The sequence below is a fragment of the Marinobacter salarius genome, assembly GCF_032922745.1.
In the GTDB taxonomy this organism is placed as follows: domain Bacteria; phylum Pseudomonadota; class Gammaproteobacteria; order Pseudomonadales; family Oleiphilaceae; genus Marinobacter.
The window spans coordinates 1,397,658-1,415,965 of sequence record NZ_CP136693.1 but is presented as its reverse complement, the minus strand read 5'-3'; the positions used below and the strand labels follow the sequence as shown (position 1 = coordinate 1,415,965).

The 18,308-nt window shown below is 57.4% G+C and carries 18 protein-coding genes; 9 read left to right on the top strand and 9 right to left on the bottom strand.

Features of this window, described 5'->3' with window-relative positions:
* Window positions 1-11 precede the first annotated feature (11 nt).
* Window positions 12-1,715 (bottom strand): choice-of-anchor I family protein, encoded by a 1,704-nt coding sequence (locus tag R1T46_RS06480; protein ID WP_317307735.1) that lies wholly within the window; start codon window positions 1,713-1,715, stop codon window positions 12-14.
* Window positions 1,716-1,896: 181 nt separating this feature from the next.
* Window positions 1,897-2,370: a Dps family protein gene (locus R1T46_RS06475; protein ID WP_007154203.1), complete on the bottom strand. Its 474-nt coding sequence runs from the start codon at window positions 2,368-2,370 to the stop codon at window positions 1,897-1,899.
* A 227-nt stretch (window positions 2,371-2,597) separates the two neighbouring features.
* On the opposite strand from R1T46_RS06475, the gene R1T46_RS06470 reads away from it, so the two are divergent.
* Window positions 2,598-2,873, top strand: coding sequence for a DUF2061 domain-containing protein (locus R1T46_RS06470; protein ID WP_317307734.1), 276 nt, complete (start codon window positions 2,598-2,600; stop codon window positions 2,871-2,873).
* Window positions 2,874-2,893: 20 nt separating this feature from the next.
* Here the strand turns inward: R1T46_RS06470 and R1T46_RS06465 are convergent, their stop codons facing one another.
* Window positions 2,894-4,336 carry a dihydrolipoyl dehydrogenase gene (locus R1T46_RS06465; protein WP_317307733.1) on the bottom strand — a complete coding sequence of 481 codons (1,443 nt, stop codon included), beginning with the start codon at window positions 4,334-4,336 and terminating at the stop codon, window positions 2,894-2,896.
* Window positions 4,337-4,510: 174 nt separating this feature from the next.
* Here R1T46_RS06465 and R1T46_RS06460 point away from each other — a divergent pair, with 174 nt between their 5' ends.
* On the top strand, window positions 4,511-5,167 hold the full coding sequence (locus R1T46_RS06460; RefSeq protein ID WP_317307732.1) for a LysE family translocator: 657 nt from the start codon (window positions 4,511-4,513) through the stop codon (window positions 5,165-5,167).
* A 173-nt stretch (window positions 5,168-5,340) separates the two neighbouring features.
* Here R1T46_RS06460 and R1T46_RS06455 read toward each other — a convergent pair whose 3' ends face one another.
* Window positions 5,341-6,399 carry a 3-deoxy-7-phosphoheptulonate synthase gene (locus R1T46_RS06455; RefSeq protein WP_317307731.1) on the bottom strand — a complete coding sequence of 353 codons (1,059 nt, stop codon included), beginning with the start codon at window positions 6,397-6,399 and terminating at the stop codon, window positions 5,341-5,343.
* 360 nt (window positions 6,400-6,759) lie between these two features.
* Here R1T46_RS06455 and R1T46_RS06450 point away from each other — a divergent pair, with 360 nt between their 5' ends.
* Entirely contained in the window at window positions 6,760-7,545 is a 786-nt protein-coding gene (locus tag R1T46_RS06450; protein WP_317307730.1) for a secretin N-terminal domain-containing protein, read from the top strand.
* A gap of 6 nt (window positions 7,546-7,551) precedes the next feature.
* Here the strand turns inward: R1T46_RS06450 and R1T46_RS06445 are convergent, their stop codons facing one another.
* Window positions 7,552-8,064, bottom strand: coding sequence for a DnaJ domain-containing protein (locus tag R1T46_RS06445; protein WP_317307729.1), 513 nt, complete (start codon window positions 8,062-8,064; stop codon window positions 7,552-7,554).
* A 314-nt stretch (window positions 8,065-8,378) separates the two neighbouring features.
* Between R1T46_RS06445 and R1T46_RS06440 the strand changes: the two genes are divergently transcribed.
* The 6 genes from R1T46_RS06440 to R1T46_RS06415 all read left to right on the top strand — a co-directional run bounded on the left by R1T46_RS06440 (window position 8,379) and on the right by R1T46_RS06415 (window position 16,076).
* Window positions 8,379-9,479: an efflux RND transporter periplasmic adaptor subunit gene (locus tag R1T46_RS06440; protein WP_036211014.1), complete on the top strand. Its 1,101-nt coding sequence runs from the start codon at window positions 8,379-8,381 to the stop codon at window positions 9,477-9,479.
* Entirely contained in the window at window positions 9,479-12,562 is a 3,084-nt protein-coding gene (locus R1T46_RS06435; protein WP_317307728.1) for an efflux RND transporter permease subunit, read from the top strand. The genes R1T46_RS06440 and R1T46_RS06435 overlap by 1 nt, the downstream gene beginning before the upstream one ends.
* Window positions 12,559-12,882, top strand: a complete 324-nt coding sequence (locus tag R1T46_RS06430) for a DUF3301 domain-containing protein (protein WP_317307727.1) — start codon at window positions 12,559-12,561, stop codon at window positions 12,880-12,882. The genes R1T46_RS06435 and R1T46_RS06430 overlap by 4 nt, the downstream gene beginning before the upstream one ends.
* Before the next feature lie 191 nt (window positions 12,883-13,073).
* Window positions 13,074-13,814 (top strand): substrate-binding periplasmic protein, encoded by a 741-nt coding sequence (locus R1T46_RS06425; RefSeq protein ID WP_317307726.1) that lies wholly within the window; start codon window positions 13,074-13,076, stop codon window positions 13,812-13,814.
* Between the two features lie 92 nt (window positions 13,815-13,906).
* Window positions 13,907-15,202 carry a pyridoxal phosphate-dependent aminotransferase gene (locus R1T46_RS06420; RefSeq protein WP_317307725.1) on the top strand — a complete coding sequence of 432 codons (1,296 nt, stop codon included), beginning with the start codon at window positions 13,907-13,909 and terminating at the stop codon, window positions 15,200-15,202.
* Window positions 15,203-15,251: 49 nt separating this feature from the next.
* A complete protein-coding gene (locus R1T46_RS06415; protein ID WP_317307724.1) occupies window positions 15,252-16,076 on the top strand; it encodes an inositol monophosphatase family protein in 825 nt (274 codons plus the stop codon).
* On the opposite strand, the gene slmA is transcribed toward R1T46_RS06415, so the two are convergent.
* The 4 genes from slmA to R1T46_RS06395 form a co-directional block, all read right to left on the bottom strand.
* Window positions 16,067-16,663: a nucleoid occlusion factor SlmA gene (gene slmA / locus R1T46_RS06410; protein ID WP_036210993.1), complete on the bottom strand. Its 597-nt coding sequence runs from the start codon at window positions 16,661-16,663 to the stop codon at window positions 16,067-16,069. The genes R1T46_RS06415 and slmA overlap by 10 nt on opposite strands.
* A 174-nt stretch (window positions 16,664-16,837) precedes the next feature.
* The gene (locus tag R1T46_RS06405) at window positions 16,838-17,647 is read right to left on the bottom strand and encodes a thiazole synthase (RefSeq protein ID WP_317307723.1); all 810 of its coding nucleotides are present in this window, start codon (window positions 17,645-17,647) and stop codon (window positions 16,838-16,840) included.
* Between the two features lie 54 nt (window positions 17,648-17,701).
* Entirely contained in the window at window positions 17,702-17,902 is a 201-nt protein-coding gene (thiS, locus tag R1T46_RS06400; protein ID WP_286810012.1) for a sulfur carrier protein ThiS, read from the bottom strand.
* 27 nt (window positions 17,903-17,929) lie between these two features.
* Window positions 17,930-18,250, bottom strand: a complete 321-nt coding sequence (locus R1T46_RS06395; protein WP_317308271.1) for a DUF423 domain-containing protein — start codon at window positions 18,248-18,250, stop codon at window positions 17,930-17,932.
* Window positions 18,251-18,308: the final 58 nt, after the last annotated feature.

Sequence of the window (18,308 nt, the reverse complement as noted above, 5' to 3'; positions counted from 1 at the left end):
CACACCGACGGTCAGTCAGCGGCCAGTTCAATCACATCGATACCATACAGAGTGGTCGTGCCACTCACCTCGTTGCCTACCGCTAACATCGGCTTGCCATTGGGGCTGTCGTCAGCAGCGATAAAGGCAAGCCCCTCGGGCCCAAGATCACCCGCCATTCCACTCTCAAGATCGGTCTGGGAGGCAGAGAAATCGCGGTTATTGAGGTACTGGACGAATTCCGGGTTCTGCGGATTGGTCACGTTATAGACCATGATGCCCCCAACCCGTTCAAGACCAATAAAGGCAAAGGTCTGGCCGTTGATAGTACCCACGGTGACCGCCTCAGGCTCTGGTCCCTTATCGTCGGAGCGGTTTTCGAACGCGTTTTCGTCATTATTGCTGTTGAAATTGTCCGGGATCAGGCTCGCGGTAATGCGCTCGAATTCACTGCCGCTGTCGAAGACCCGCTCGCCGGTTTCCGACCAGATTGAAAACGAACGCGCACCGTAGGCGTAGAGCTCACTGTAGACACAGTTATTCTCCACATAGCTCCGGTCATACTCACCGCCCACGAGAATGACGTTGGCAGGATCGCTGGGCGCGCAGGAATTGCCAAAACCCAGGGTGGATGTGACGTTCAGGCGTCCCAGGTTAGCGTCTTCCTGCAACTCGGCAGCGTTCGGGAAGGCCATGGCATCCAGCGTCAGGTCGGCGACGCGGAATTCCTCACTGAAGCCGTCGTAATCCCGGGAATCACCCTCGTTGGCGGTGATGTAATAGGTTTTTCCGTTAAAACCGTAGCTGGTCATGGCATCCGGATGGTAAATGCCCTTCACCGGCCAGTTGCGAATGTTGATGCCGCTGTCGTCGTTGCTGGCGTCCAATTCGTTGCCGATGATGCTGTGATCCTTGAAGCCCAGCGGAATAATGGCGGTAATTTCCCCGGCCGCGATGTCCAGTTCGGCAACGGCATTTGCTTCCTGCATCGCGACCCAGGCTTTTTCACCGTCGATAGAGATCGCGATGTATTCCGGCTCCAGATCCTGGGCCAGAGTGGCGCCCGGCCCGAATACTCTCAGGCCCTGTTCCATAAGTTCCGCCAGCTGACCGTTGAAGCTGGCGAACCCGGCCGTGGTGACCGTCGCCGCAGCCACGCCGTTGGACAGGTCAACAACGCTAACGGAACCCTCCGGGTCAACACTGTAGTCATCACTGGGTTCGCCCTCGTTGGCCACGAGGAGCTTCTGGCCATCGCGGGTAAACGTCAGCATATCCGGCAGGGCGCCCGCCTCTACTTCACCCACCTTGTTCAGGTCGGTGCTGTTGTAGAACACCACCTTGCCGTTGTCCTGCTTGACGTTGGCTTCAATGGCGACGGCCACGAGATCGCCGTATACCGCCACGCTATTCGCGGAAGCACCTTCGGCGGTGGCATCAATGGTGCTGAGCTTTATTGGCATCTCGGGGTCCTGGATGTCCAACACATCCACGGTTGAATCGTTGGCATTGATGACAAACAGGCGCTGGTTCGCCGGATCGTGGGCCACGATTTCCGCCGCGCTTTCATCGAAAGCACCGCTTGCATAGGTGCCGAGGGTATTCAGCTCAATCAGGGTCTGGCTGGTGCCGGGCGAACCCGCGCTGCCATCGTCACCATCATCACCGTCGCAGGCCGTCAGGCCCAGGGTGGATGCGAGGATGGCTGCAGTATGGAGTGACTTCTGGAATGTCATGTTTGCCTCTTCTTCTGTCGTTACACGTGTGGTTGTACACGACACTTTATGGAGAAGAGGTGACAGAAATGCGTCACTTTTAAGTCAGGACTGCTCAGGAGAGGCGGTACCCGCAAAAAAATGGCGACCGCACGGTCGCCATTTTCAACGCTTGCTCAAGCTATTGAGAGTTCCAAGGGCTTTATTGGCCGAGGTAGCTGCGGTACATCCATACTGTCTTTTCCTGCTGAGAGATGTAATCACTCATCAACGCAACGGTGCCCTCATCGTCAGCATCGCCAGCCAGATGTAGCAGCTCCCGCTGCTTGCCGATCAATTTAGCGAAACTGTCTACGATATTTTCAACAGCATCCTTACCATCGGCCACATCCTTTCGCTCAGGCACCTCGGATTTTTCGATGTAGGTGCTGTAGGCGTGCGCAGGCCTGTGCCCGAGGGTCAAAACCCGCTCGGCTATCTCGTCAATCTTCAACAACAGGTCGTCATAAAGCTCTTCAAATTTGGCATGCAGTTCGAAAAAGTTGTCACCTTTGATGTTCCAGTGATAGCCACGAACGTTCATGTAGAAGATCTGGTAATTGGACAACAGATCGTTCAGTGCGTTTGCCAGGCTCTGGGTCTTTTCAGTGTCCAGCCCAATAAAGTTCTTGCTCATAACGTGTCTCCTTGACAGTTACCGGAATGTACTGGCCGCTAATCTAACCAGGAATCGTGAATAGATAAAGTTTAGTTATCCAATCTTCGTGATAGCTATTGCCAATTCTTGGCAGAACCAAACAATAGCCAAAGACTATAAAAAATCTTCACATTATTTATTTAACAACGATTCTCAATTGCTGTTGAATGGACCTATATCCATCGCACACGCGGAGCTGACTGACTATGAGTGCCCTGAAGATGTTTTTCCATGACCATGGTTCAGAGGGTGACAACTCGTTGCTGAAAACCATTACATTTGCCATTACTCATTTCACCGTGGCCTTTACCGTTGCTTATCTGCTGACCGGCGACATCGTGATTGGTAGCCTGATTGCCATGGTAGAACCAGCAATTAACACGGTTGCCTATTTCTTTCACGAAAAGATATGGGCGCGCAGGCAACAGATTACAAGGGGCGTCTCTGGCCCGGAGGCAACCCCGGTCGCACACAGTTTCTGATCGGGGCCATCTCCTTGACTCTAGCCACCCGGGCCGCAATCCAGGCAATGCTCAATCGGTTGTGGGCCGATATCCAGCTTACGGTTGAGGTCACGCAATGCCGTGCGGACCCCTTCTTCGATCACCGGGTGGTAAAACGGCATAGTCAGCATCTCGCTTACGGTCATGTGCTTTTGCAGCGACCAGGCCAGCAAGTGGCCGATGTGCTCGGCCGCAGGACCAAACATCTCCGCGCCCAGAAATAACCCACTGCCCCGCTCACCGTAGACATGCAGCAAGCCCTTATTAGCGCCAATAACGCGACTGCGCCCCTGCCCTTCGAAAGAAACCTCACCAACGGCATAGCGCCCCTTGCAACGCTCATCGACTTCGCTGAGAGTCATACCCACCGTGGCGATCTGTGGATCGGTGAACACGATGCCCAATGGCACCCGGCGCAGCCCCGCCCGCACATCAGGGTATCGAGCCGCGTTATCGCCGGCTATTCGCCCCTCATCAGCCGCCTCATGGAGCAGTGGCACTTCATTGTTGGCATCTCCAGCGATAAAGATATGACTGTCACCACACTGAAGCGTGTAATGATCGAACAACGGCGAGCCATGATCATCCTCGGCAATATCCGCGTTCTGTATATCCAGACTGTCGACATTGGGGCGACGCCCCGTGGCTGCCAATAGATAGTCGAAATTTTCCGTGGTTTCACTGCGATCCGCTCCTGAAAAACGAATACTCACGCCGTCGTCCGTTCGCTCAACCGACCGGACGACGGCGTTGGTATCCAACGGAAATTCTTCATTGAATGTTTTCAGGGCATAGTGGCGAATCGTCTCTTCCTGAAGTGGCCCAAGGCTTCCACTGACACCAAACATTCGCACCCGAACCCCCAACCGACTGAGCGCCTGCCCCAGTTCCAGACCAATTATGCCGGGGCCGAACACGGCAACGGACCCAGGCAGGTCGTCCCACTCGAAAATGTCATCGTTCACCACCAGTCGGTCCTTGGCGTCCTTGAGAAAGCCGGGGACGTTCGGCCGGGAACCGGTGGCAATGACCACACGGGCGGCCTCGACTTCCACCTTCTCTCCAACAACAATTCGGTGAGGCGACAGGAAACGGGCCTGGCCGCGAAGCCGGTGAGCCTCGGGAAATCCCTCAACCGCCTCTATCACAAAGCTGACGAACCGGTCCCGCTCCCTGCGGACACGCGCCATCACCTCTTTGCCATCAATTCGGATATCACCGGGGTGAACACCAAACATCGGTGCCTTGCGCGACTGATGGGCGCTGTCGGCCGCAGCAATCAAAAGCTTGCTGGGCATACAGCCGACACTGGCACAGGTGGTACCGTAGGCACCGCCTTCAATCAAAACGATATTGTCCGTATGCTTGCGGGCAGCGCGATAGGCGCTCATGCCAGCGGTACCCGCGCCAATAACAGCGACATCCACCTTGCGTTTTTCCACGTCTACAACTCCCCTCACCGCCTACAAAATTCATGGTTCTGCCTCAGTATAGGAGTGAATACGAGAAACCGTTCAGTTGCCAACCAATGACATCGCAGCATTCGACGCGGGACTTTTTCAACCACGCCTTCTAGACTGGCGCCCTGTAACGGAGCTTTCCTGGAGATAAAAGGTATGCACAACTACTGGCCAGAATTCATCACCGTCGCCCTCGTTCATTTCCTGGCCGTCGCCAGCCCAGGGCCAGACTTTGCTGTGATGCTTCGCCAGGCGCTGTGCCAAAGCCGTCGCAACGCCCTGCTGACGGCCTTCGGCATTGGCACGGGAATTCTGATTCACGTGGGGTATTCCCTGCTGGGCATTGGCCTGATTATCCAGCAGTCACTGGTGCTGTTCAGTATTCTCAAAGTGGTTGGCGCCCTCTACCTCACCTGGATCGCGATACAGTGCCTGCGCTCGAAAGCCGGCGGCATTCATGTCGAAACGGAAAACGGTGGTCGGCAAAGCGGTTTCGCGGCCTATCGGCTGGGTTTTCTGACCAATACCCTGAACCCGAAAGCCACGCTGTTCTTCGTATCACTCTTTTCCGTGATCATCAGCCCGGGTACGCCGATTGCGATTCAAACGGCTTATGGCGTCTATATGGCAGTGGCCACCGGCCTGTGGTTCATGGCCGTGGCGGTATTCTTCACCCTGCCGCAGATCCGCAAGGGATTTAACCGTTTCGGCTATTGGCTGGACCGGCTGATGGGGGGCGTTCTGTTGCTGCTGGCGGGGCAGTTACTGTTTTCAACAGTGTCTGGGGACGGAAGCCTTCCGGAAAAAGAATAACCAGAGCGGCCCCGCCCCGGTTTCAGGCAAACCAAACAAGACGGGGCGCCGGTTTGTAGGCCTCTCCCAGAACCGTGGAGCGCCATGGATGGCGCGACCGAGCCCTACAGGGACGTATTTACGGGCGTGTTCTGGGAGAGGCCTACAGACCGGCGCATGCACCAGAGCGTTGTTCACAGGCTACGTAACAGCTCTTCCGTTTGCTTCCAGCCAATGCAGGGGTCCGTTAGGGAGCATCCGTAAATTAAATCGTCGCTGTCATTTTGACGCCCCTCTTCAAGAAAACTTTCCAGCATCAAACCAACAATATTTCGGTTACCCGACCGCTTCTGGAACATGACTTCCTTCGCTATCTCCAGTTGCCGCGATGATTGCTTTTGAGCGTTATCATGACTGCAATCGACCATCACCGAAGCAGAAACACCTGCGCTGGACAAGGCATCCACGGCCTCGCGGACACTCTCCGCATCGTAGTTTGTGATACCTCGCCCGCCCCGTAATACCAGGTGTGTATCGGGGTTGCCCTCGGTGGTAATCATCGCGGGTGCGCCATGACTGCCTATGCCGAACCGGTGATGGGGATGGGACGCCGATTTCATGGCGTTGATGGCAACGCCAATGCTGCCGTCGGTACCATTTTTGAAACCGGTCGGCATCGGCAGACCGCTGACCATTTCACGGTGAACCTGGGACTCGGTGGTGCGGGCACCGATGGCGGTCCAACTAACGAGGTCGCCAAGGTAATCCATGGCGAACGGGCTCAGGGCTTCCGTGGCCAATGGCAGGCCCATATCTGACAGGTTCAACAGCAGGCGCCGGGAACGCAGCAGGCCTTCGTTGAGGTTTCCGCTGCCGGTGCGCTCCGGGTCATAGAGCAGGCCTTTCCAGCCAACGGTGGTTCGGGGTTTTTCGAGGTAGGTACGCATCACAATCAGGAAACGGTCGCTGACATCATCCGCCAGCGCTTTGAGCTTCTCGCCATACTCCAATGCCGCCACTTCGTCGTGGATGGAGCAAGGGCCGACGACCACCAGCGTTCTCGGGTCCTCGCCCTTGAGTATCCGGCGAATAGCATCCCGGTGCTGGCGAATCCGCGCCTGCATGTGAGCAGGAACCGGCAGGCTGGCTCGCAGTTCGGATGGTGTCGGCAGCGGCACTTCCCGGGTTCCCGGCTCAGCCTCTGATGGCTGCCGGGTCTCGTTCAGTGTCTCGATGTTCAGCGACATGTTCATGGTCAGTGTTCCCGTTTCCCTGTGTCAGAATCAAAAAAGCCCCGGCTGGTGGCTACCAGTCGGGGCTTTTTGAGTCCGGTGGCAGCCTGGGTTTTTGCCGGGCTGCCTTCCTCGTTATTCGGTCGATGAAGATCTTATGGGCGGCCCGGGCTCTGGCTAAAATAGCCATAACCAAACCACCAAAAAAACACAGCAGCGACCGCAGCGATCGATTTTTCACCGAAAGCTTGCAGAACATTCAATTGACAGGTCGCGTGTGTCGTCTTCATGCTTTCCAATATATATCCCCGGTTTCCGGCTTTGCAACCCGTAAATTCGGTTTTTGCAGGTATTGCGGCCCTACCAGTCCCGGAGTCACTCATGAACACAGCGATGAATCGTCGGTCCACGCTTTCTTTGTTGCTGATCCTGCTGCTTTTTTCAGGCGCTCTAGCGGCGGCGCCCGAGGCCCGTACTTACCAGATGTCACAGCGCTCCGCAGAGGGTGTGGCGCAACAGATCCGCGAACTGTACCCGGATGGCCAAGTGTCGATCACCGCTCGCGGACAGCAAATGGTGGTTCGTGGTGAACCTGAGGTGCTGGATGAAATCGGCAGGCTGGTGGAGACCATGGACGTTGCCCCCTCACAGATGCGTATTACGGTTCGTTCCCGTCACAACGTGGATGCCAAAACCGGTGGCGGCGGGTTTTCCGTCAACAACAACCAGGTCAGCGTACAGGCAGAACGCAAGGTCACCACGACACGGCGGAATCAGGAACGCACGCTGATCGTTCAGGATGGGCAATCCGCTCATATTGCCTCTGGCCAGGTCCGCACCGTACCGGTCGCCATCCGCGGGGGCCGCAATCCAGCGGCATTTCTGGGACAGGTCGAAACCCGAAGCGGCTTCCTGGTCAGTCCGCAGGTGATTTCAGATCAGGCGGTCGAATTGAACATCGTTTCTTTTGAGGAAGACCCGAAGGGCAATCCGCCCGGCTACGACACCGAGGCGGTGATGACCATACGCCGGGTAGAACCCGGTGAATGGGTGGAACTCGGCAGCACGCGCCAACAGCGAGTAGGTGAGCAGTCCGGCATCACCTACCAAACCGGGAACAGCCGCCGCCAGAACCAGACCTTCGAGGTAAAGGTTGAGGTTCTTTAAGGCCAGTCAGATACGGCGTTTGAGCAAGACACTCTTGGCTTCGTTGATCTTTGCTGCCAGGTAATCGTTGCCGCCTCGATCGGGGTGGAGTTTCTGGATCAAACGTCGATGCGCCTGCACGATCTCTTCGTCTGTGCAGTCTGGCGCAACCCCAAGAACCTCACAGGCTTCGCTGATCGACATATTGCCGGAACTGGCGCTTTTTTGCCTGTGCTCGTGGTGGGTGGCAGTGTCGTCATTATCAGACCCATTCGGCTGGTTCTGCCCGAACAGGCGGCTGATCGTCGGGGCAAACTTCAGTAAGGCTGGCAGCTTTCTCAGTAGTGGTAAAAGGGCGGCCACTGCGGCCGTCAGTACATGCACCCGCCCGGTCAGCACCATGAACAGCAGCAGAGCGCCGCCCGCCACCAACACGATTTTCCAGGTAGCGGCCTTTTTCTTTTCCGGTGATAGCGCGCCCCACTGCTTCAGCACAATAAATACGGCTGCCGCCAGTGCAATACCAAGAATCCATTGCATCCGCCAATCCTTATAGATGACCAAGTCGTAAATCTGTCATTCTTGTTTGGCAACCTAATGAACGGGATGAGCTCCCGGTCCCACCTGGGCAAGGCCGGCGAAGGCGCCTGGAGCACAGTAATTGTACGCATTTTCACTGACAAATCAGTGACAGCAACCCTCTCGCTTGTATAGGATGCTATTCTTTACGGTTTGTTGACGAGTCCTTGCCAACACAGCCCCCGACGAGCCGGGCAACTCCATCCCTACGGGATCAGGAGCCTGCAAAGCTAACACGATTACCTGTAACGGACATACGACCCAGGACCTGAATTATGCGCACTGCCTCCCGCTTCCTGATTGTACTCATCTTTCTCGGTGTCGTGCTCGGCGGCATTTTTGGTTACAAGTTCTACCAGTTCGGCCAGATGCAGGAACAATTTTCCCAGCCACAGCCGCCGGCGAAAATTTCCGCGACCATGGCCAGCACCGAGATGTGGACACCTGAGATCAAAGCCGTTGGCAGTGTCGAAGCCATCAATGGCATTGAAGTGGCGAACGAAGTCCCCGGCGTGGTTGAGAACATCGCGTTCGAGTCAGGTGATACGGTGAAAAAAGGCGACATCCTGATCCGTCTGGACGCCGCCATTGATGAAGCCGCATTACGCACACGCCGTGCCGAGGCACAGCTGGCGGAGCAGGAGTTCAAGCGGGTGTCCGACCTGCTTCCCAAGCGCGCCGTGTCGCAATCCCAGTACGATGAAGCCAAGGCCAATTTCGACGCAGCACGGGCAAGGGTCAATGAAGCCGAAGCCCAGTTGAGCAAGAAAATCATTCGCGCGCCTTTTGATGGCAAACTTGGCCTCCGTCTGGTGGATCAGGGCGAATACATTGGTACCGGTACGCCGATCGTCGAAATCAACATGCTCGATCCGATCTACGTGGATTACACCCTCTCAGAAAAAGACCTGCCCATGGTGCAACAGGGCTATGACGTAGTCGCAACTGTCGCGGCCATCCCCGACAGTGATTTTGCCGGCCAGGTCAGCGCCATCAACACGTCGGTTAATCCGCAAACCCGTACCGTCCGGATTCGTGCCACGCTTGGCAACGAGGAGAACCAGCTTCGCCCGGGCATGTTCGCCACGGTAGCAACCAGGCAACCCCAGGATCAGGAGGTTGTCACCGTGCCGAGAACCGCCATTTCCTACAACACCTACGGCGATTTCGTGTTTGTTGTCGAAGAGAATGATGACGGTGAATTGGTCGTCAATCGTCGCACCGTCCAGACCGGCAATACCCGGAACAGTCGCGTTGCGGTGCTCGAAGGCCTGAAAGAAGGTGAGCAGGTCGTCGCCAAGGGCCTGCTGAGATTGAGGGCTGGCCAGCGCGTTGAAGTCCAGGAAGATGAGCAGCCGGCGGAGGCGTCCAAGTAATGCGTTTCACCGACATATTCATACAGCGCCCCGTCCTGGCGACGGTGGTCAGCCTGCTGATCCTGCTGCTCGGGGCCCGGGCAGCGATGGAGATGGAAATCCGTCAGTACCCGGAACTTGAAAGCACCACCGTCACGGTGACAACCGCCTACCCCGGCGCAGGCTCTGAGCTGGTAAAAGGGTTCATCACCACGCCATTGCAGCAGGCCATCGCTGAAGCCAGTGGCATCGACTACCTCACGTCCACAAGTTCCCAGGGGCAATCCACCATTGAAGCCAAGATGGTGCTGAACTACGACGCCAACGCAGCGCTGGCCGAGATTCAGGCAAAAGTGGCCAGTCAGCGCAACGTGCTGCCTGCCGATGCGCAGGACCCGGTAATCACCTCCACAACCGGCGATTCCACCGCGCTGATGTACATCGCCTTTTACAGCGATGAGCTGGAGGTACCCCAGATCACCGACTACCTGACGCGGGTGGTGCAGCCCAAGCTGCAGGCATTGTCCGGCGTAGGCAAGGCCGATCTGCTGGGACGGCAGTTCGCCCTGCGGGTCTGGCTGGACCCCGAGCGTTTGTCCGCCGTGGACATGACTCCGCAGGAAGTGGTGGATGTACTGCTGCGCAACAACTATCAGGCGGCCGTAGGCAATACCAAGGGTAAATACACCAAGATCAGCATGACCAGCGACACCGACGTCGGTGATCCGGAGCAGTTCAAGGATCTGGTGGTCAAGGAATCCGACGGCTCACTGATCCGCCTGCGGGACATTGCCCGCGTTGAGTTGGGTTCCGAAACTTACGACCAGCTCGCCCTGTACAAGGGCCAGCCAGCGACCTACGTGGCCATTGAACTGTCACCCGGTGCTAACCCGTTAACGGTCGCAAAACTGGTCAAAGACGAACTGCCAGGTATTGAAAGCCAGCTACCTTCGGGCATGAACGTCCGCCTGGCCTACGATGCGTCCGACTTTATCGACAGCTCGATTAAAGAAGTTATCCAGACGCTGCTGGAGGCCCTCGTTATCGTTCTGGTGGTGGTTTTCATCTGCCTGGGCTCGATCAGGGCGGCGGTGGTTCCGTCCGTGGCGGTACCCCTGTCACTGATTGGCGGCGCCTTTTTCATGCTGATGATGGGCTTCTCACTGAACCTGCTGACTCTGCTGTCGATGGTACTCGCTATCGGTCTTGTCGTTGACGATGCGATCATCATGGTGGAAAACGTCCACCGCCACATTGAAGAGGGTGAGTCCCGCTTCAACGCGGCCATGAACGGTGCCCGTGAAATGGCAACGCCGATCATCGCCATGACCACCACGCTGGTGGCGGTCTATGCCCCTATCGGCTTCATGGGTGGTCTGGTTGGCTCACTGTTCACAGAGTTCGCATTTACCCTGGCCGGCACCGTCATCATTTCCGGTATCGTGGCACTGACCCTGTCACCAATGCTGTCCGGCAAGATCCTCAAGCCCCACGGCAATCCGGGGCGGTTCGAGCAGGTCGTGGAGCGCTCCTTCGGCGGCCTGGCCAACGGGTACAAACGTGCTCTTGCATCTTTGATGGATACCAAGTCCGTGGTGATTTTCTTCGCCATCGTGGTGCTGGGATCGATCTATTTCATGGTGGCCATGAGCCAGAACGAGCTGGCCCCCACTGAAGACCAGGGCATTCTGTTCTATCAGGGGCTCGGTCCCCAGACGTCTACCCTCGACTATCTCCAGGAACATGGAGATGAGGTTCAGGAGCGTATGTCGACGGTACCCGGCTACCATGAGGACTTCATGATTCTCGGCATCACCGGGCCCAACGCCGTGTTCGGCGGCTTCAAGATGAAGCCCTGGTCCGAGCGTGACGTCAGCCAGTTCGAGGTTCAGCCACAGCTTGACCAGGAACTGAAAAACGTCACCGGCTTGCAGACCGCCGTTTTCCCCAGGCCTTCCCTCCCGGGTTCCGGTGGCGGCCTGCCATTCCAGTTTGTGATTACCACGGGCGAGGACTACGAACGCCTGAATGACGTTGCCAATGATCTGCTCGGGCAGGCCATGCAAAGCGGCAACTTCATGTTCCTGCAGAAATCCATCGACTTTGACCGCCCGGTTACCCGCATCAACGTCGACCGTGACCGGGTGGCGGATCTTGGGCTGTCGATGCAGGACGTTGGCCGTGCCATGTCCAGTATGCTGGGCGGCGGCTTCATCAACCGCTTTAACATGCAGGGCCGCTCCTATCAGGTCATTCCCCAGGTCGACCAGGATTTCCGCCTGGACGAGCAGGCGCTCAATGACTATTACATTCGTGCCGACAGCGGCAGCCTGGTACCACTGTCCAGCGTCATCAGCTTCCAGAAAGACGTGGAACCATCACAACGTACTCAGTTCAACCAGTTGAACTCATTGACACTGCAGGGTGTTGTGACTCCGGGCGTGACGGTGGGTGATGCCATGGCTTTCATGGAGAATGCCGCCGCAGAAAGTTTCCCGCAGGGTTTCTCGTTCGACTACACCGGGGAGTCGCGTCAGTTTGCGAACCAGGGGAGCGCATTGGTGGTTACCTTCTTCCTGTCATTGCTGGTGATCTACCTGGTGCTGGCAGCCCAGTTCGAAAGCTGGCGCGACCCGTTCATCATCCTTGTATCAGTACCGATGTCGGTGGCTGGGGCCATGGCCTTCATTGTGCTCGGCTTTGCCACCATGAACATCTACACGCAGGTGGGCCTGATCACCCTCATCGGTGTTGTCTCCAAGAACGGGATACTGATCGTGGAGTTCGCCAACCAGTTGCAGGTGGACAAGGGCTTGAACAAGCGCGAGGCCGTCGTGGAAGCGGCGGCCATCCGTCTGCGCCCAATCGTCATGACCTCCCTGGCGCTGATCTTCGCCATGGTTCCGCTGTTGATTGCAGTAGGCCCGGGCGCAGAAAGCCGGTTCGCCATCGGCCTGACCATCAGTGCAGGCCTGGGCATCGGCACGCTGTTCACCATTTTCGTGTTGCCCGCGTTCTACATCCTGCTGGGCCGTGACCACCACGGCTCCACGGCGGATGAATACGGAAATGGCAACACCGGGAATACGGCTCACGCCCAGTGACCCTCGGAACGCTCTTCTGGCTGTTTGTAGCCGGCTTCGCCACCTGGTACTGGTGGCGGGCCAAGGCCATCAAGGACTTTGTGCTTCAGGCAGCCAGGAACTACTGCAAGAAAATGGATGTGATGCTGCTGGACGACGCGGTCTATCTCCGTGGCGTATGGTTCAAGCGTGACGACAGCGGCCGCACCCGGGTGTGGCGCCGCTTCCTGTTTGAGTTCACTTCAACCGGGGAGGAACGCTACCTCGGCCGAATCATCATGCTCGGCCCTCGCATCATCCATATGGAACTGGACCCTCACCGTTTCGGCCCGGACCTCTGACCTCCGGGCACATCCTGTCGACACAACAGACCCTCTCTCCCAAATGGGTGATTCATACTCCCACGCCACAGACACCCTTCGTTTGCGGTTTAACAGTTTTGAGGAAAGCTCTTCACCAACTGTGCAGGGGCGGGGTGGAATCGCTATACTGGCGCCATGACACTTTCTCACCTGTTTGGATCAACGCATTGATGTCTGGACGTTTTCTGGCACTTCTACTCTCAGCGCTCATGCCCGTTATTGCCCATGCTGACCGCCCCAAAATGGCGGTTGTCACGTCGAACTACCCACCGTACCAATACCTGGAAGACGGTGCAGTGAAGGGCACCCATACAGAAACCATCCGCCAGATTCTTGTGAGGATGGGCTATGACCCTGTTTTCCGGCTTGTACCCTGGGCCCGGGCGGAAGCCAGCGCTCGTGCTGGAAGCTCAGACCTGATCTACTCCCTGACTCACTCGCCAAACCGCGCCCGCCACTACCACTTCACCAACCCCATCAGCGAGGCACGCGATGTGTTTTTCAGCCTCTCCGACCGGGGCCTTCAGTGGCAGGAGCTGGATGACCTGGCAGGCCTGAAGATTGGGTTATCCGCCTTCTACAGTTATGCCCCAGAGTTCATGGACTGGCTGGCCGCCGGTAATGCCCGGGTGATCCAGATCAGCCAGGAGTCTCCGGAACTCACGGGACTGAAAATGATTGCCTATGGCCGTATCGATCTGTTTATCTGCGAGGAAACCGTCTGTCGGTATCTGATCGACAAACACATTGCCGATCACCCGGAGCTCGCAAATGTGTCTGCAATGCCGCGAACCGTTGGCGAAGTACGAAGTTTTCGGGCGGCATTCTCCCGCCAGCACCCGACAGGAGAAGCGCTCCGTGACGGATTCAACAAGGTGTTGACCGAACTGAAATCCAGCGATTCCGACTAGCGTCTGCGGCAATCACCTACCCCCGAAACCACACAGGCACTTAAAGGTTTCCTATACTGCGGTTTGTACCCCTCAACCAACAGACCGGGACCATGGACATCCAGACTGATCACCGCTACGCCATTAACCTGAACGTCAGGGGCATCCAGCCCTCCGCCACCCTCCGAATCAACGAACTCAGTAACCAGCTTCGCGCCGAAGGCCGGGACATTATCAAACTGGGGCTCGGCCAGTCGCCGTTCCCGGTGCCCGAACGCGTGGTCGATGCCCTGCGCGAGCATGCCCATGAAAAGGACTACCTTCCAGTGAAGGGCCTTAAGGCGCTGCGGGAATCGATTTCGGGCTACATCAACCGCAGTGAGCGCATGCGCTGCACCTGGGAGGACGTACTGATCGGCCCCGGCTCCAAGGAGCTGCTGTTCATGCTGCAGTTGGCCTACTATGGCGACTTGCTGATTCCGCGCCCAAGCTGGGTGTCCTACGCGCCGCAGGCACGCATCATCGGCCGTTCAGTACACTGGCTGCCAACGCACGCGGAAAACAACTGGCAGCTGACGGCAGAAGAGCTGGATATCGTCTGCCGCGACGACCCGTCACGGCCGCGCATCCTGATCCTGAACTACCCATCCAACCCAACGGGCTGCACCTACACAGACGACCAGTTGCTGGCCATCGCCAACGTCGCTCGCAAGTACAAACTGATCCTGCTGTCGGACGAAATATACGGCGAAGTAAACTTTGAGGGCCGTCACAAGTCCGTTGCCCGCTATTACCCCGAAGGCACCATCATCAGCACCGGCTTAAGCAAGTGGGCCGGCGCGGGTGGCTGGCGCCTCGGCACGTTTATTTTCCCGCCGGAGTTACGGCCACTGCAGGACGCCATGGCGATCATCGCCAGCGAAACCTACACCGCGACCAGCGCCCCGATCCAACATGCGGCCATTGCTGCGTTTAATGGCGGCGAAGACCTGGATGAATACCTGAAGCAGTCACGCCGGGTGCTTAAGGTCGTGGGCGAATACCTCCATCTCCGCCTCACCGAAATGGGTGCCGTGGCGCAAAAGCCCGAGGGTGCATTCTACCTGTTCCCGGACTTTTCCAACTTCCGCGAGGCGCTGGCCCGTCGCGACATAAAAACCAGTCAGGCACTGTGTCAGTCGCTACTGGAAAATACCGGTGTCGCCATCCTTCCGGCCAGTGATTTCGGCTTTGTCCCGGACCACCTTGCCGCACGTCTCGCGTTCGTGGATTTTGACGGTGCTGAGGCTCTGGCGCTGGCCGGAAAGGAGTACGGTGACCAGGAACTGAGCGACGATTTCGTCAAACAGGCCTGCCCGCGACTGGTGACAGCGATGGACAAGATGGAGCAGTGGCTCACCGGCCTGTAACAGGGTCATGATAGACTGGCGCCCTCATTTCAGATCGGAGGGCGTCATCATGTCTAACCCGGAAGCCTATACCGCCATTGCGGATTTCGCCGAAGAGCTGGCCCTGAAGGCCGGTGAGTTGATCAAGCACGAACGAGAACAGAATACCCTTCGCACCGACTATAAACAGCAGACGGAGCTGGTCACGCACGCCGACGTGATGGCCGACGAGATGATCACCGGCGCCATTCGGGAGCGCTTCCCCGACCATCGCATCCTCTCCGAAGAAACCATGCCGGACTTGAGCCAGGCCGAACACCTGGATACTCCACTGTGGGTCATCGACCCCATCGACGGCACTGTGAATTACGCCTACGGCCACCCCCAGGTCGCAGTCTCCATCGCCTATGCGGAAAATGGGCGGGTGCAGGCTGGCGTGGTACACGCGCCATTTTCTGGTGAAACCTTCCGCGCCACACGAGGTACCGGCGCCACCCTGAATGGCAGCCGAATCAAACACAGTGGGGCGACACTGCCCAGGGATTCGCTATTCGCCACTGGTTTCCCCTACACCAAGGACAGCCTTGAACCCCTGCTAAGCCGGCTGGGAGCGATGATTCATCAATGCCGGGATCTGCGGCGTATTGGTTCCGCGGCGCTGGACATCTGCTGGGTGGCCTGCGGGCGGCTGGACATCTACTACGAGAACGTCAGCCCCTGGGACTTCGCGGCGGCGCGGCTGATCGCTCTGGAGTCAGACGCGACGGCGGGGCATTTCGGTGAAGTACCGGAGGGCTATCCGGCGGACTTGTGGGGGCGGGATATCCTGATATCAGCCCCGGCGGTCTGGGAGCCGGTTCGCGACATCCTGCGAAAGGCGTCGGGCTACGATTGAACACCCCAGACGGCTTCTGACACCAGGCCCCACGCTTCGTCAAAATCGTTGGAGGGTAATCGGGAAAATGAGGAACGTACGTAGCGCTGAACCCGGCCCTCCATAAACACGAGCACAAAATCCGCGCCCCTTGCCGAACTGGTTCTCGGGCGCAAACCCTGGCGAATCTCGCCTTCTTTGAGTGCCTGGCGTACCTGGGTTTCCAGGCGTTCGAAGAACTGCGACGCTCGCTTGCGAAGGGTTTCATCCTCCCCCATCAACGCATCACCGGTCAGCACCGTACAAAGCCCCGGATTGCGTTCGGCAAACACCAGCACCAGATGCACGAGTTGCTGTAGCCGAACCCGAACATTCTCCTGTTCCTGCAGGATAACCTGACAACGGGAAAACACCGCCTCCTCGGCAAACTCGATCAGCGCCTCGAACATCTTCCGTTTACTGGGGAAATGGCGATACAAGGCCGCCTCGGTGACACCCACCGACTTGGCCAGGCCAGCAGTGGTAATTCGTGCTCCCGGATCTTTCTCCAGAAGCTCCACGAGGGCATGAAGAATCGCTTCACGGCGACTGATTTTTTGTTCTGTCATAACAGGACTGCAGCGCTCTGTTTATCTGCGGAATTTGGGTGCAGGCGGGCGCATCCATTCGGGACCGTAAAAAACAGGGATGTTTTTTACGAGCCTACAGGGACGTATTCACGGCGTGTCCCGAATGGATGCGCCCGCCTGTACTGGCACCATCAGTTGAAATTCTGGACCAGATCAGAAGAAAGTACCATCAAGGGGCGACGACGCACTGGCATAAAGCTTCTTCGGCATACGCCCCGCCAGATAGGCATCGCGGCCAGATTCAATGGCCAGGCGCATTGCCTTCGCCATGCGGATCGGGTCCTGGGCCTGGGCGATGGCGGTGTTCATCAGCACGCCATCGCAACCCAACTCCATTGCCAGCGTCGCGTCAGAAGCCGTGCCAACACCGGCGTCCACGAGTACCGGTACGTTGGCGTTCTCGACGATCAGACGGATGTTATAGCGGTTCTGGATACCCAGGCCGGAACCAATTGGCGCACCCAGCGGCATGATGGCGATACAGCCCATTTCTTCAAGGCGCTTGGCCAGCAACGGGTCGTCCGAGCAATACACCATCACCTTGAACCCATCCCGGATCAGCTCTTCCGCCGCCACCAGGGTCTCGGTCATATTCGGGTACAGGGTTTTTTCCTCACCCAGCACTTCCAGCTTGACCAGATCATGACCATCCAGCAGCTCCCGTGCGAGCTTGCAGGTGCGTACGGCATCCTTTGCGGTGTAACAGCCAGCGGTGTTAGGCAGCATGGTGTAGCGCTCAGGCGATACCACGTCCAACAAACTCGGTTCATCCGGGTTCTGGCCCAGATTGGTACGGCGCACGGCAAAGGTGACAATCTCAGAACCGCTGGCTTCGATCGCATGGCCGGCTTCAGCCATGTCCCGATATTTACCCGTGCCTACCAGCAACCGGGACTGGTATACCCGGCCGGCAATTTCGAGCGGTTTGTCTTCGGGAAGCGGTCTTTCGGAACGGTCACTCATGCTGAACACCTGAACTTGTTGATAAAATCGTGAAAAAGAATGGCAAGGCTGCAGTTAACCACCGCCGATAGCGTGAACCACCTCAACCCTGTCGCCGTCATTGAGGCTGAACGTGGCGTGCTGGCTGCGGGGAACAATATCTTCGTTAACTTCGACAGCGAATCGCTTGCCAACCAATGCCATCCGCTCTATCAATACCGCGACAGTGACTTCTTCGGGAAGCTCCATGGCGTCGCCGTTTACCTGTACCTGCATAACGTTACCTGCCTTAAACATCTGTCTCTAACGCCTGAATCCCGCCATCAGAACCAATATCCAGCCCACCATAAAGCCGATTCCTCCGACCGGCGTAACCGGCCCCATCCAGCGAAGGTCCATTAGTACCAGAAGGTACAGGCTGCCACTGAACAACAGGATTCCGGCAACAAAAAAGCCGGCCGCAATGCCGAGCAAATGCCGCGACAGACCCGCAACCGGGAGTATCGCGACAAGAATTAACGCCAGTGAATGGTATATCTGATATGTGACGGCAGTCTGGAAAACTTCAAGCCCCCGCGCGTCAACTACACCACGCAACCCGTGTGCACCAAAGGCTCCTGCCATCACCGCCAACAGGGCGAACAGCGCGCCCAACACCAGCGCCGGGCGAAGGGGTTCTATC